Raw genomic sequence first — 14,821 nt, 5'->3', positions numbered from 1 at the left:
CCCCGCGCGCGGGCCTGCCCTTATCAACCCCGCGCGTCGGGCGTATCCTGGGCAAAAGCCGTGCGGAGGTGAACCATGGACGCGCTTCTGACTCCCGAAGGGTTCCTGGACCCGCGGGCGGCGGGGCTGGCCGCCATCTTCCTGACCCAATGGCTCAAGATTTACCTGCCCGACAAGCACTGGTCGCAGTTGCTGGTGCTGGGAATCACGGCGGTGCTGGAGGTCATCGCGGCGGCGATCACCGGCGCCGACTACTGGGCCGCGCTGGCAGCGGCCTTCTGGGGCGCCACGCTGGCCACTTTCGGCTACGAGGCCGTGAAGAACGCCGCCGAACTGCTCGGGCTGAACGGCAAGGAGGAGCGGCGATGATGCGGCGTCTGTACGTGCTGTTCCTGCGCATGGCCATCTGGGCCGCGGGACTCTAGACGCGCCCCGATGGGGAGGGGACTATGCCGCGCAATCCAAGCAAGCGACCCTGCGCCGTGCCCGGGTGCCGCGCGTGGGCGATGCGCGGCGAGACGGTATGCGCCTCGCACCGCAGCGCCGCGCCCCCGCACCGCGAACCCGAAGGCCCCGTGCAGGCGAAGCCGCTCACCGCCGACTACACGCTGGACGACTTGGCCGCCCATGCGGCGCTGGCGCTGAACCGCCTCCAGGCGTGGTACGAAGCCCACGCAGCCGACGAGGGCCCCCGCTGGATGCTCGCCTACGTGCGCCAGTTGTACGGCTGCCTGGCGCGCCTCGCCGAGTTGTGGAAGCAGCGCGCATCGCTAGGCGAGGGGGAATTGGCAGCAGCCCTGAACGGGGCACTGGCCGAGTTGCGAAACGAATGCGCTCCGGAGGAGTGGGATGGGGGCGGCATCCGCCAATAACGCGGATTGCGGATGGGAAGAATGGCTGGAGAGGACCTGAATTTGCGAACGGGGGACGCAGCGACTCCGGCCCTAGTTGTCCCCGCGAAGCAGCCCCAGCACACGCGCCAGCGCGCGGTGCAGGTCGCCCGACTGCACAGGCTTCGTGAGGATGTGATCTACGTCCTTTGGCACATCCAGTTCGTGGCCCGTCTTGCCGCCCCAGCCGGTGAGCAGGATCACCGGCATCTGCGGGGCGTGGGCCTTGGCGGCGGCGGCCACCTCGCGGCCTGTAACGCGGGGCATGCCCAGGTCGGTGATGACCACGTCTATCTCCCCGGGACGGCGCGCCTGAATCTCGTGAATCGCCTCTTGCCCCCCGCCCACCGTGATCACCTTATGGCCGGCGCGTGTCAGCATCCGCCCGATGACCCCCCGCACCGACTCCTCGTCGTCCACCAGCAGGATGGTGAGAGGCGGCAGCACCGGCAGCGATTCCTCTTGGCCGAGCGGCAGCGTCTCGGCGCTGATGGGCAGCCGCACGAGCACAGTGGTCCCCCTGCCCGGCGTGCTCTGCAGGTCAATGTCGCCGCCATGTCGCTGGACGATGCCATAGCAGATGGAGAGGCCCAGGCCGGTCCCCCGGCTGCCCTTGGTGCTGAAAAACGGCTCAAAGGCGCGGCGACGCACTTCGTCGGTCATGCCCACACCCGTATCGGTTACCGACAGCACCACGTGGTCGCCTTCGGTCTTTGTCCCGATGGTGATGGTGCCGCCGTTGGGCATGGCGTCCACGGCGTTGGCGATGAGGTTGGTGAGCAGGTCGCGGAGCGAGGCGGCGTCGCCCTGAACGCGCGGCGAAGGCCCCAGTTCCAGGCGCATGTCAATGACGATGCCCTGCTCCTGCGGGATGTCGCGCCAGCGCGGGCGGGTCAGGTCCACGGCCTCGCCGATCACGCGGTTGAGGTCCACCGGCGTGAAGGATTCGGCGGCGTCGCGGGGGCGGTAGAACTCGCGCAGGCGGGCCACGATGCTGCTGGCGGCCAGCGCCCCGCGGCGCGCCCGTTCCACGTCAGCGCGGATATCGTCGGGCATGGCGGGATTCTCCAGCGCCAGTTCCAGGTAGCCCAGCACGGGCGTCAGGACGTTGTTGAAGTCGTGGGCGATGCCCGATGCCATCTGACCCAGGGCGCGCAGCCGCTCGGCGCGCGTCGCCTCATCCTGGCTCACCTTCAGTTGCTCGTAGGCCCGCTGCAGGTCCTCGTACAGGCGGGCGTTCTGAATGGCGATGGCCAGTTGCGCGGCCACCGTCTCCAGCAGGCGCTGGTCGGCCTCGGAGTACGCATTCGGGCGCACCGACTCCACGTTGACAACGCCGATGACGCGGTCGCCGATCTTCATGGGGACGCAGAGTTCGGACATCATCTCCCCGCGCACGGCGATGTAGCGGGGGTCCTGCCGCACATCGTCCACGCGGAGCGACTCGCCCGTTTGGGCCACCCAGCCCGTGATGCCGCGGCCCAGCCGGATGTCAAAGGCCCGCACGCGCTCTTTCTCGGCCTCTATCTCCGACGCGTCCGTCCCGCGCTCTATGAGGGCCACGGTGTCCAGGATGCCGGTCTGCTCGTCCAAGAGCATCACGCCGCCGTGCTCGTAGCCGATGATATCCGACAGCGCGTCAATCGCTTCCTGGGCCAGGGCGATGGCCGGCTGCAACTGTTGCAACCGCTGGCCCACCCGATAGATGGCGGTCAGTTCGCGCAGTTGGCGCTGCGACTGCTCGTAGAGGTAGGCGTTGCGGAGCGCGCCGGCCGCGTGTCGGGCGAAACCTTCCAGTATGGCGGCGTGTTGCGGACCGTATTGCCCTGGGGTGGCGCTGTCCACGTTGATGAATCCGGCGACGACATCCTGCACGACGATGGGCGCAGCAGCCCAGGAGCGAATCCATTCCAGGCCGGGCGACCTGATCCAACTGGGATCGCTCCAGGTGTCGGGGATGACGTGCGGCCTGCCGGTGTCCAACATACGGCGTAGGTTGGGCACATCACGCGCCACGAAGAAGGCTTCGCGGGCGGCGCGCTCGGCGTCGGGGCCGATGCGCTCGTAGCCGCGCAGCCGCGCCAGTACCACGCGCCCATCGCGGATTGTCTGAATGTTGGCGGCATCGTAGGGCACCACGCGCTCCAGGAGCACCAGTATCTGGTCCAAAATCTCCTCGGCGTTGAGGCTACTGCTCAGCGCGAGCGCGGCCTGGCGCAAGGCCTCGGCGATGGTGCGTTGCTCCTGGGCCTCGGCGTACAGGCGGGCATTCTCCAGCGCCGCGCCAGCCTGCGCCGCGAAGAGGGCCAGCGTCTCGGCGTCGCGCTCGCTGTAGGCATTGGGCTGCGCGCTGTCGGCGTTGACAAACCCGATGACCCTGTCGCGCACGACGATGGGCGCGCCCATCCACGAGCGGCATAACGGCGGCTTGCCCCGCCACGCCGCCGGCGCGAACCAGCGCGGCTCGGCCAGTACGTCGCGCACGACCACCGGACGTCGCGTCTCCATCATCTGGCGGGGCAGCGGTGCCTGATCCAGCGGCAATGCTAACGCTTCCATGTCGGCGACGCCGAATTGTTCGTATCCTCGGCCGCGAATGATGCGCGCCTGGCCACCCTGGACCAGTTGGATGTTGACCGCCTCGCACTGGATCACGCGCGCCAGGCCGTCCAGGACGCTATCCAGAATCTCATCGTAATCCAGCGTGCTGGCCAGCGCCAGGCCCACCTCCCGCAGCGACTCGGCCAGGCGCTGGCGCGCAACGGTCTCGGCGTACAGTTCGGCCGATTCCAGCGCCAGCGCCCCGTAGTCGGCGATGGACGCCAGAAGGTCGGCCTCGGCGTCGCCCAGGGGCGCGCGATCCGTGCCGTCCAGCGCAAGGAGGCCGTACAGCCGCCCGTGCGCCTCCATGGGCGCCAGGATAAGGGTGCGGATGCCTGCGCGCCGAAGCACGTCGTGCAGAGGAGCCAGCCGCGCGTCGTGCTGTGCGTCCTGGAGCGTTACGGGCACACGCGGGGGTGTCAGGTCGCGGATCGTGGGAAGGTGCGCGGTGAGAATCCGAGCGCCCAGCGCATCCTGCGCCTCGGGGGCGAGTTGCCCCGCCGCCAGAACGAGAACGGCGCGGTCCGGATCGTGCTCGGCGGCCACGCCCTGGCGCACGCCCAGGGCGGCGATGGCCTCCTCGGCGAGAGCCTGGAGAATGTCCCGCACTTCCAGGGTAGACGCCACCCGCTGGGCCAGGCGGTTGAGCACAAGCGCGTGCCGAAGGCGCTCCTGCGTCTGCTCCAGCAGGCGCATGCGCCCGATGGACAGGGCCACCAGGTTGGCCATGCGCTCCAGAGCGTTCATCTCGTCGGGCGAGAAGGCATGATGCTGGAAGTAGCCGATGATGAGCGCCCCCAATTTGCGGCCCTCGGCGATGAGGGGGAAGGCCGCCGCCGACTGGATCGGCGCGCCCAGCACCAGGTCGGCTTTGAAGTAGGGCGAGCGGGTGAAGTCGTGCACCACCATCGGGTGGCCCGACGACAGCACCTTCCAGGTGAGCGTGGGGCGCTCGGCTTCTGGCACGGGGGCGGTCTGCCGAACCGCCTCGTGGCTGGCGCCGCTGGAAGCGGCCAGGCGCATCTCCTGCCGCTCCTCGTCCCACAGGGTAACGTAGCACGAGTCGGCTCCCACAAGGTCGGCGACGCGGTCGGCGACAATCTTCAGGAGCGAGGGCATGTCTTTGGCCGACGAGGCGAGATGGGCGACCTCGGCCAAGGTGTTCAGTTCGGAGACCTGGGCCTCCAACCGCATGCGGTCGCGCTGCTGGCGGCTCAGGTCATGCGCCACAACCAGAAAGCCCGACGTGGGCCCCGCGATGCGCGTCAGGTTGATGTCCATGGGCACCGTGCTCCCATCTGCCCGACGCGCAACGCCCTCCAACTGAGTTACCCCGCCGCCCGCGATGGTCTTGAGCCAGGCGCGCACCCGCCCCTCGGCCTCGCGTTCGCTCGTCCCGTGCTCCCAGATACGCCAGACGGGCGTGCCGACCAGTTGCCCGGGGCCATAGCCGAGTTGCTGCTCGGCCTGCAAATTGCAGTCGCGGATGATGCCATCCTGGTCAAACAGGATGATTACATCGGGCGCGGCGGCGAACAGAGCATGATGGCGCGCCTCCACTTCCTCAAGGCTGCGACGTGCGACGGTCAGTTGGGTCAAAACGTCCCCCGCGCTGGCCTCTGGCAATCGGATGGCGTACCTGCGGAGAAAAACCAAAAGCCCGGGGGTAACATACAGCCCAACCAGGATGCGTGCGGCGAGCGACACGCCCAGAGTCCCGTAGTGCGGGGAACTCTGGGGATAGAAGAGGCTGCCGGCCAGGAGCACAGCGGCGGCGATCACAGGGTTCAGCGCCAAAGTTGCAGCGACGGCCCACCCCTCGGGCAGCCGAAGTTGCTGGCGCAGGAGCGCATAGGCGGGGATGACGGCAACGAGTCCCACAGACTCGGCCAGGACGGCCGAGACGCCCAGAAGCCAGACCGCATCCAACGGCGCTGCCTCCAGCGGGCGATTGCCAAGGGCGAGGGACAGCGTGATTCCCAGCATCCAAACCAATGTGAAGCCCACCAGGGTTGTGATGAGGCTGGTGAGGACAGAGCGGGCGTCGCGGATGCCTTCCAGGATGTAGGCCATGAGCAGGGCCGGGGGCAGCAGCGCGAGGAACACGCCCCCGATGAGGAACCGCCTCTCAGGGTCTGCGCCCAGAACGCTGCCGAAGTAGGCCACGGAAAGCGCCACAAGTTGAACGAAGGTGACGCCCGAAACGGAGATCCTTTTGCTCCGGCGATAGGAAGCAAACGCCAGCGCTTCCAGGGCGGTTACAGCAAACCACAAAAGGAGTATGAGCCGCACGTCAAAGCCGGCCACGAATGCCCCCCGAGCGACTTGTATCGCAGCATCTATCGCGCTCAAGTATACGCACATTGGGATGAATTTGCAAGCAGCGCCCCACGCAGGTGAAAAGGTAGGGCGGCTATCCCCAGCCGCCATCGGTTCCTTGCGGGGAGAGGGCCAGGGTAAGGGGTCGCCCCGCGCAGAGAGAACATGTAGGGTGGCTTTCCATAGCCGCCCACCCGTCCCCTCGCCCCAAATTGTGAGGACAACAAAGACCCCGAAGGACTGAGAGACCTTCGGGGTCTTCGCAGACGGCGCGGCGTGTACCGGAATACAAGGCGCATCACCCCTGCGGATGCGCGCGCTCTTGGTCCACCAGCGCGTTCAACTCACGCAACAGGTCGGGCAGGTTCAGGTGCCACTCGCGGGCCACATCGCTCACGGTGTGAAACCGCGAGACCCAGCATCCCACGCATTGCACGCCCATCCGCAACAGGAGCACAGCCGTAACAGGGTACTCCTGCGTCATGTCTTCCACGCACGTCTTGTCGGTTATCGTCGGTCGGACATCCATCATGCACGCTCCGCCACTTCAGCCCCCACAGCATACCACCATAGCGGCGTGCGCGCCATGACCTGCGTCATAGAGCGGGCGGCCCTACGACAAATCCACGAGCGGCGTGATACGACGGATGGTCTGCTCCACAAACGTCGGGTCGGCGAACGTGAGGTCAATGGCCTGGGCCGGGCACATCTCCACGCACCGCCCGCACCCCCGGCACCCGTCGCCGATGACCGCCCGGCCGTCCACCATGCGGATGGCGTCCACGAAGCACACGCCCTGCGCGCACGCCCCGCATCCCACGCAGCGGTCGCTCACGGCCACCTGCACCCCCGGCATGCGCGTAACCTTACTGCCGATGTCCGGCGTGATGTGCGGCAGGATGCGCCACAGGCAGCAGCACGGGCAGCAATTGCAGATGGTCAGGAGTCTGCTCCCGGGGCCGATGTTCAGCCAGATGGTGTCCAATCTGTTGCGGCCGATGAGGTGCACCAGCCCCGCCTCGCGGCAGCGCCGCACGTAGTCCAGCGCCTCCCCCTGCGACACGCGCCGGCCCAGTTTCGGATTGATGCCCAGCGCAGCCTCGCCCAGGAACAGGCAACCGTACTCTATGGGATAATCCTTGCACTTCTCCGCCGCCCGGCAGATGCAGAAGTTCATAATCCAGTGGACGCGAGCCTGGCGGATGAAGTGATCCACCACCTGCGAGGGGAGCACCATGCTCTCGGGCGGCTCCAACGGACTATTGACGGCGATGACCGCCCGATCCTTCGGCAAGTACACGATATCATCGGCGTGGAACAGCAGACGGTCTATGACCCGCCCGACGGGGCGAAAGTGCGTGGCCTTCGCCAAGGAGAACCGCGCCGGGTAGAGTTTCTGCAGCAGTTTCACGAACCACACGGGTGTGCTCATTGCAGCCTCCGCGTACACATGCGCCCAGCCCCCCACATTTTACCATAATAACCACCCGCGCGGCCAAAGGATGCGCTGCACGGTCCTGCGCTCATAGCGTCAGCGCGAACGGGCGCGAACAGGCGTGTGGAACACGAAAGGCGCGAAAGTCCTTTCGTGTCTTTCGCGCCCTTTCGTTCCCTTCGCGATCCGAACCCCTAACGCGCCCCATTTCACCGCCGAGCGCGCCGAGGCCGCAGAGGATAATGGATTTGCTCGCAGCATATCCCCCGACGCTGAAGCGCCGGAGACCCCAAGGGTCTCGGAGACCCTTGGGGTCCAGCATCATGGGCTTGGCTCTCTCAGCGCCGGGGTTCAGCCCGCGCGGCCCCTGCGCTCCCCGATGCGTTGCTGTCGGCGGATTGCTGACTGCCGCCGGCTGCCCGCTACGTCGCGCCCATCCACCCCACGAACGGCCGCCAGTTCACGATGCCCGCGCCGAACTCAAACCGCACCTTGTACGAGATCTGGTCGTGGGTGAACACGCTGCCCATTCGCGGGTCGTCCTGGATGAACAACTGCGGCGAGTCCACGCCCTGCACGAACCCGATCTCCAGCCCGGCGCAGTCGGCGGGGTCGCCCACGATCCACCACTTCTCCTGCGAATCGTTCCACGGCGCCACGATGTAGTCCAGCCCGCTCTGGCGGAAGAAGTTGTAGCCCGTGGCGGGCGGCTCCTGCCCACCCCATGCGTAGGCGCTCCCGCACAGTTGCGCCGCCGCAAGTTCCAGCGCGGGCGGCACCACCAGCCACACCCGCCGGAAGACGATGGGGCTGGCGCTGGCCCCGCCCCGCACCCGCCGCAACTTGCTCAGCGCGTCGGCCAGCGACTCCGAGTCCAGCGCCCCCGACGCCAGGTTGCCCGCCGCGCCCCGGTCGCTCGTCGCCAGAAACAACGCCTTGCCGTCGTAGATCGTCGTGTTGTCCTCCACCAGGCCGTACACCGTATCGTTCAGGCGCAGCGCCGCGGCCTGGGCCAACTTCCCCGGAATCCGCGCCAGGCCCCGCAGGTCATCCCGCAGGATCATCTCCCGCGTTACCGTGATGAGTTCGCCGTACTTGTGGGGGGTGTACGACGCCTTGAACTCGTCCAGTGCGGCGGTGGTGTACGGGTCTCCCTCGGCCACCTCGGGCAGCGCGCCCAGGTCGTCCAACTGCACGCTGTCCTGCTCGGACAGGCTGGCGATGGACACCACGCTACACCACTTGCGCCAGTCCTGCGGGTAGTGGTTGTACTCCACCTGGAGTTTCTTGTTCATCGTGTCGGCCAGCAGGTTGGGTAGGTCGGTGGTGAGCATGGCGGCTTCCTGCGCCCGCGCCCAGAAGCGGCCCGCGATGACGTAGTCGCCGGTGATGTGCACGTACAGGTCGCGCAGCCCCAGGAACGGCCGCACGCGCCCGTTGCCCAGCCGACTCTCGGCGGCGCGCAGTTCGGGCTCCCAGTGCTCCGGCGCGATCCCGAAGGCCCGATAGCACGCGGCCCGCACCGCGTCGTCGGGGCTGAGGCCCATCGCCACGGTCGGCGCGGCCCCCGTCCACTCGCGCGCCGCCAGCGGCTTCGGCGTCTCCAACCCCGTCGGGCGACGCGCAGGCTCACCGCCAAGACGCGGGGGCTGCAAAGCGCCCACAACGCTCTGCTCGCCCGCGCTACCCGCGGCCTCAAAGTCACCCTTGCTCTTGTTCGTCTGCTCTTCCATGTCTGTTCTCCTTTCCTCTTCTACTTCCCGTTGATTCGCGTCCATCCGCGGCCGGATGCCCCTCGGATTTTCCACGTCCCCGCGGTGCCGTTCCAGCCTCGTCGGATCATACGCCTCGGCGATGCGGTCCAGGCTCCCGCCGGCGCTGGGATGCAGCACGATGTCGGCGGAATGGACGGCGGCAATGCGCTCCACCAGGCGCGCGGCGCGTCCGCCGTAGCGCACGGGGCGCGACTCCACCGTAACGTCGGCGCTGATGCCCACGTTGGGGGTGGGGCGACCCTCCCCGCGCGCCCGCACGCAGTCCCGCGCCAGCCGCCACGCCTCGCGGGCCGACGGCAGAAACGCCAGGCGCGCTTTCAGGCCGTCGGGCGTGGCCCGCACCGAGTGGTACGCCCCCACCGCCTGTCGCACCGACGGATGTTGGCCCGGCGGCGCGTGATCCATCAGCGCCGTGGCCCCCTCAAACAGCGGCGCCGCCTCGGCTAGCACCTCCGGCGTCCACAGCCACCCGTTCAGACTCAGCCCGGGGCGGATGAGCGTAACCTCCAGTTCCCGCGCTTCCCCCGCCACGATGGATGCATCCAGCGCGTTCGTGATTCGGATTTGGGTCATGGAATACCTCCTGTGTGGGATTCCGGCAGAAGCGCAAGCACGGTGCGCCCGCCGATTGCGGAGGCGGTATAGCATGGGTGGGGAGGGTTGATAAGGGAGAAGGGGCGAATTGCGAAATGCCACGATAGCCCCGTTTGACGAGGCGTATGGGATGCTGTAGAATCCATGTCAGGAGGCATGGAGATGTCTGCGCGAGTCTTCACCGCTGTGATCTACAAGGAAGACGACCTGTACGTGGCCGAGTGCCCGCAGGTCGGCACGGTGAGTCAGGGCCGAACGATTGAAGAAGCCATTGCGAATCTAAAGGAAGCGACCGAACTCTACCTGGAGGAGTTCCCGCTTCCGGACACACCTCCCCCGCTGCTGACCACCTTTGAGGTCGCCGTGTATGCCTAGGCTGCGCCGGGTCTCGGCCCAGCAGGCGATTCGCGCACTGGAACGTCTGGGGTTCGTGCAGGTACGCCAGCGCGGAAGCCACGTCGTCCTGAAAAAGCAGACCCCAAAAGGCGCAATCGGCTGCGTTGTGCCTTTGCATGATACCCTCGCCGTTGGAACATTGCGGGCCATCCTGCGCCAGGCAGGGGTCTCCCCCGACGATTTCATGGAGCATCTGTAGAGCCCCTGGCACAGGCAACCCCGCTCCCCACCCTGCCCCTGATCCTACCGTTACCCGAAGTAAACATGGCGATTGCTCAACGTGGGTATGGCGAATCAAGCCAATTGATTATTGCGCCCGGATGCCGTATAATCCACACAAACCAACAGCCACAGCCCGATCGCCAACAATCGGCGGCCAAGGCCAGCGGCCATGCGCCGAATGCTCTGCACGAGGAGAACACCATGGACGAAATCGGACGCGCCTACGTGGCGCTGGGACTCCGCATCAACGAGCACTTTCAGGGCTACGTGGACGCCTACATCGGGAGCGAGGAGGCGCGGCAGGCCATCCTGGCCCACGGCCCGCGCTCCATCGCCGAACTCCGCGACGACGCCGACCGCCTGGCGGCGCGCATCGCGGGCGAACCCCTGCCCGAGCCGCGCAAGACCTGGCTGGCGCGACAGGTGGACGCCATGCGCGCCATGCTGGCCCGCCTGGACGGACAAGTGCTCCCCTTCCGCGACGAGGTGCGCCGATTCTTTGACATCTCGCCCGAGCGCATCCCCGAAGACGAGTTCACCGCCGCCATAGACGAAATTGACCGGCTGCTGCCCGGCCCCGGCCCCCTCGCCGAGCGCGTGGAGGCCTGGAAGAAGCAGACCGAGGTGGCCGAGGAGCGCGTGCCCGCCGTGCTGGACCTGGCCCGACAGGAAGCGCGACGCCGCACCCTCGCCCTGCTGCCGCTGCCCGACGGCGAAGACGTGGAGATTCGCATCGTCCGCAATCAGCCCTGGGGCGGCTACAACTGGTATCTGGGGCAGTACCGTTCGCGCATTGACGTCAATCTGGATTTGCCCGAGCGGGTTACGTCCATCCTGCCCCTCATGACCCACGAAGCGTACCCGGGCCACCACACCGAGCACGTCCTCAAGGAGAAAATCCTGTACCGCGAGCGGGGCTGGGAAGAGGCCAGCATCTTCCTGCTGAACACGCCGGAATGCGTCATCAGCGAGGGGATCGCCAACGTGGCGCTGGACATGATCTTCAGCGAGGACGAGGCCCTCGCCTGGCTGCGCGATGTCCTGTATCCGGCGGCGGGGCTGGCCCACCTGGACGTGGAGCGCGACCGGGCGCTGAATCGCGCCTTCCGCAAACTGGCGGGCGTCTCGGGGAATGTGGCCTTCCTGGCCTACGAAGACGGCCTGGGCGAGGACGAGTTGGTGGCGTACATCCAGAAGTATGGCCTGCGGTCCGAGACCGAAGCGAAGTTCAACCTGCGGTTCATCCGAAACCCCATGTTCCGCACGTACATCTTCACGTACTTCTACGGCGAGCGGATGCTGCGCGCCCTCCTGGCCGGCCCCGACCGCCACGACCTCTTCCGTCGCCTGCTGACCGAGCCGGTAACGCCCGGCATGGTGGAAGGATGGATCGCCGAGACCAGGGCAAGCCTAGCATGAAAGTGGCAAGCGGCACGGCTGACATTCGGCGCATCGGGGTGCGCGTGCTGCGTGTCCTCGTGGCCGTGGGGCTGCTGTACGTAGCGCTGGGGCTGGGATTTCACATCAAGTGGAAGCACGAACTGGACGCCTGCAGAGCGTTGCGACAGGCGCGGGGGGAGTTCGTGGAAGCCGAGGTGTTCGCGTGGCCGCTGGCCCTGGCCTTTGACGTTGCGAACTGGCCGGTGTACGCGTACTGGAACGTGTACCACGACGGCACGCCCTTCGCCACACCGTGCACACATCGGTAGGGGCGCAATTGAATCGCGCCCCTACCGTTGCACCGTTCCCATTCGCGCGAACCCGCGGGATTGCGCCACCACGCCGTTACGGGTGCGCCGCCGGCACCTCTTCCTTCTTCACGTGCCAGTCGGCCTCGGTGAACGCGCCCTTCAGAAAAGCGTCAATGTCGGCGGCGGCGCGCTTGCCCGCACCCATGGCGCTGATGACGGTGGCCGCGCCGGTTACGATGTCGCCGCCCGCCCACACCCGAGGCCGCGTCGTCCGCCCCGTGATCGGATCGCCCACGATGGTGCCGTGGCGCGTGCGCTCAATCCCCAGCGCGTCGGTGAACACCATGGGATTGGGCCGCGTGCCCAACGCCATGATGACGTTGTCCACTTCCATGTCAAACTCGCTGCCCGGGATGGGAACCGGCCGCGGACGGCCGCTGGCGTCGGGCTCGCCCAGCGCCATGCGGATGCAGCGCATCCCCCGCACCCAGCCCTTGTCGTTGCCGTAGATTTCCACGGGATTCGTGAGGAACTTGAATTGAATCCCTTCCTCCTCGGCGTGGTGGACTTCCTCGGCGCGGGCCGGCACCTCGTCGCGCGAGCGCCGGTACACGATGTACACCTCCTCGGCCCCCAGGCGCAGCGATGACCGCGCCGCGTCCATCGCCACGTTGCCCGCGCCGATGACCGCCACCCGCTTGCCGATCTTCACCGGCGTGTCGTATTCGGGGAACAGGTACGCCTTCATGAGGTTCACGCGGGTCAGGAACTCGTTGGCCGAGTACACGCCGTTGTAGTTCTCGCCCGGAATGCTCATGAACATCGGCAGGCCCGCGCCCGTGCCCAGGAAGATGGCCTCGTACCCGTCGGCGAACAGATCTTCCAGCGTCAGCGTCTTGCCCACCACGCAGTCCAGCACCAGGTCCACGCCCAGGCTCAAGACGTAGTCCACCTCGGAGCGCACCACATCCTTGGGCAGGCGGAACTCGGGGATGCCGTAGATGAGCACGCCGCCCGGCGCGTGCAGCGCCTCGTAGATGGTAACCTTGTGGCCGTAGCGCGCCAGGTCGCCCGCCGCCGTCAGCCCCGCCGGCCCCGCGCCGATGACCGCCACCCGCTTGCCCGTGGGCGGCGCGATCTCCGGCTTCTGCACGCCGGTGCTGCGCTCCCAGTCGGCGATGAACCGCTCCAGCCGCCCGATGGCCACCGGCTGGCCCTTCTTGCCCAGGACGCACATGGACTCGCACTGGGTCTCCTGGGGACACACCCGCCCGCAGATGGCCGGTAGGTTGTTCTTCGTCTTCATCACGCGGATGGAGCCGGCCAAATCCCCCTCGCGCAGCGCCAAGATGAACTGGGGGATGGGCACCTCAACCGGGCACCCCTCCACGCAGCGGGGCTTCTTGCACTGGAGACAGCGCTGCGCCTCCAGTTTGGCCACCTCTTCGGGATAGCCCAAGGCCACCTCGTAGAAGTTGTGAATCCGCTCCTGCGGATCTTGGGTCGGCATCTCCTGTCGCTCAATTTGCTCACGCGGCATCGTGTCTTCTCCTTAGCCTTCAGCCTTTAGCAGTCAGCGGTCAGCCTTTGGCTCCTAGCCCCTTGCCGCTCGCCGTCGGCTCCAACAAGGCAAGAGCCATAGGCGAAAGGCTAGAGGCTAATGGCCAGAGGCAGAAGGCGCTGATCAGTTCACGCGGTGAATCGGCCTGCTAGCATCCATCGTCGCAGCCGCAGCCGTGGTCCTTCCAGTGCTCCAGGGCGCGCTTCTCCTCGTCCACGTAGATGCGCTGGCGCTCCAGGAGCAGGTTCCAGTCCACCTGGTGGCCGTCAAACTCCGGCCCCTCCACGCACACGAAGCGCGTCTGCCCGCCCACGGACACGCGACACGCCCCGCACATCCCCGTGCCGTCCACCATGATGGAGTTGAGGCTCACGATGGTCGGCGCGGCGAACGGCTGCGTCGTCAGCGACACGAACTTCATCATGATAGCCGGGCCGATGGCCCAGATGCGCGCCGGCTTCAGCCCCGCCGACAGCATCTCCTTCAGCGGCTCGGTTACCAACGCCTTGCGGCCGTAGGAGCCGTCGTCGGTGGTTACCACCAACTCGTCGCTCACCGTCCGCATGCGGTCTTCCCAGAAAAGCAGGTCTTTGTTGCGCGCGCCGATGATGGAGATGACCTTGTTGCCCGCGTGCTTCAGTTCGCGGGCGATGGGGAAGATGGGCGCGATGCCCACGCCCCCGCCCACGCACACCACCGTACCGTAGTTCTCAATCTCGCTGGGGTGGCCGAGGGGGCCCACGACGCTGGCCAGGTAATCGCCCGCGCGTTTCGTCCCCAGCATCATGGTCGTCTTGCCGACTTCCTGAAAAATAAGGGTGAGCGTCCCTTTCTCCCTGTCAAAATCGGCGATCGTCAGGGGGATTCGCTCACCCTTCTCGTTGACCCGGATGACGACGAACTGTCCGGCACGGGCCTTTCTGGCAACCAGCGGCGCCTTCACCTCAATGAGTTTGGTTACCGGCGCCAGGTCTTCGCGGTAGAGGATTTCGTACAATTCTCAGCCTCCTTGCGTGGGTATCGTGGGGCTGCGACAGCGCCCCATTGCGCCTTTCGGAGCGAATTATATACGGGCGCTCCGAACCGTCAAGCCGACCCGTAGCACAAGAAGCAAAAACCCAGTAGAGCGTAGGGCAGGTTTCCATACCTGCCCTACGCTCCGGGCGTTTCTGGCCCTTGCCGCGACGCTTTGACCCACATTCGGAAATGCGCTAAAATGCTAGGCATCGTGCCACCGAGGACGGTCCCCGGCGGCGATGTGTGGGAGGTGCCAAGTGGCAGGTATCGTCTGTGCGATTCGTGGCGGCCCCGAAAGCCAGGCTTCCATTCAGCGGGCC

At 66.8% G+C, this 14,821-nt stretch carries 12 protein-coding genes; 6 read left to right on the top strand and 6 right to left on the bottom strand.

Going from position 1 to position 14,821, the window contains the following annotated elements; all coding sequences use genetic code 11:
- The first annotated feature begins 75 nt into the window (after positions 1–75).
- Both H5T65_11470 and H5T65_11465 read left to right on the top strand, forming a co-directional pair.
- Positions 76–369 (top strand): hypothetical protein, encoded by a 294-nt coding sequence (locus H5T65_11470; protein ID MBC7259854.1) that lies wholly within the window; start codon positions 76–78, stop codon positions 367–369.
- Positions 370–449: 80 nt separating this feature from the next.
- On the top strand, positions 450–872 hold the full coding sequence (locus tag H5T65_11465; protein ID MBC7259853.1) for a hypothetical protein: 423 nt from the start codon (positions 450–452) through the stop codon (positions 870–872).
- Positions 873–944: 72 nt separating this feature from the next.
- On the opposite strand, the gene H5T65_11460 is transcribed toward H5T65_11465, so the two are convergent.
- The 4 genes from H5T65_11460 to H5T65_11445 form a co-directional block, all read right to left on the bottom strand.
- Positions 945–5,669, bottom strand: coding sequence for a GAF domain-containing protein (locus tag H5T65_11460; GenBank protein MBC7259852.1), 4,725 nt, complete (start codon positions 5,667–5,669; stop codon positions 945–947).
- A 439-nt stretch (positions 5,670–6,108) separates the two neighbouring features.
- Positions 6,109–6,342: a hypothetical protein gene (locus tag H5T65_11455; protein MBC7259851.1), complete on the bottom strand. Its 234-nt coding sequence runs from the start codon at positions 6,340–6,342 to the stop codon at positions 6,109–6,111.
- Between the two features lie 81 nt (positions 6,343–6,423).
- The gene (locus tag H5T65_11450; GenBank protein ID MBC7259850.1) at positions 6,424–7,242 is read right to left on the bottom strand and encodes a 4Fe-4S binding protein; all 819 of its coding nucleotides are present in this window, start codon (positions 7,240–7,242) and stop codon (positions 6,424–6,426) included.
- Positions 7,243–7,667: 425 nt separating this feature from the next.
- Positions 7,668–9,593: a hypothetical protein gene (locus tag H5T65_11445; GenBank protein MBC7259849.1), complete on the bottom strand. Its 1,926-nt coding sequence runs from the start codon at positions 9,591–9,593 to the stop codon at positions 7,668–7,670.
- Between the two features lie 183 nt (positions 9,594–9,776).
- Here H5T65_11445 and H5T65_11440 point away from each other — a divergent pair, with 183 nt between their 5' ends.
- From H5T65_11440 to H5T65_11425, 4 genes are all read left to right on the top strand, one after another.
- Complete coding sequence (locus H5T65_11440; protein MBC7259848.1) at positions 9,777–9,989, top strand: type II toxin-antitoxin system HicB family antitoxin; 213 nt, start codon at positions 9,777–9,779, stop codon at positions 9,987–9,989.
- Positions 9,982–10,209, top strand: a complete 228-nt coding sequence (locus H5T65_11435; GenBank protein ID MBC7259847.1) for a type II toxin-antitoxin system HicA family toxin — start codon at positions 9,982–9,984, stop codon at positions 10,207–10,209. The genes H5T65_11440 and H5T65_11435 overlap by 8 nt, the downstream gene beginning before the upstream one ends.
- Positions 10,210–10,433: 224 nt before the next feature.
- Positions 10,434–11,651, top strand: coding sequence for a hypothetical protein (locus H5T65_11430; GenBank protein MBC7259846.1), 1,218 nt, complete (start codon positions 10,434–10,436; stop codon positions 11,649–11,651).
- Positions 11,648–11,941, top strand: a complete 294-nt coding sequence (locus tag H5T65_11425) for a hypothetical protein (GenBank protein ID MBC7259845.1) — start codon at positions 11,648–11,650, stop codon at positions 11,939–11,941. Before H5T65_11430 ends, H5T65_11425 begins: the two co-directional genes overlap by 4 nt.
- A gap of 76 nt (positions 11,942–12,017) precedes the next feature.
- Here H5T65_11425 and gltA read toward each other — a convergent pair whose 3' ends face one another.
- Together gltA and H5T65_11415 are read right to left on the bottom strand one after the other, a co-directional pair.
- Positions 12,018–13,463, bottom strand: a complete 1,446-nt coding sequence (gltA, locus tag H5T65_11420) for an NADPH-dependent glutamate synthase (GenBank protein MBC7259844.1) — start codon at positions 13,461–13,463, stop codon at positions 12,018–12,020.
- 169 nt (positions 13,464–13,632) lie between these two features.
- A complete protein-coding gene (locus H5T65_11415; GenBank protein MBC7259843.1) occupies positions 13,633–14,481 on the bottom strand; it encodes a sulfide/dihydroorotate dehydrogenase-like FAD/NAD-binding protein in 849 nt (282 codons plus the stop codon).
- Positions 14,482–14,821 lie beyond the last annotated feature (340 nt).

It is taken from the genome of Chloroflexota bacterium (genome assembly GCA_014360805.1).
Lineage (GTDB): Bacteria > Chloroflexota > Anaerolineae > DTLA01 > DTLA01 > DTLA01.
The sequence above is the reverse complement of the archived record's forward strand: the minus strand, read 5'-3'. Positions and strand labels throughout refer to the sequence as shown.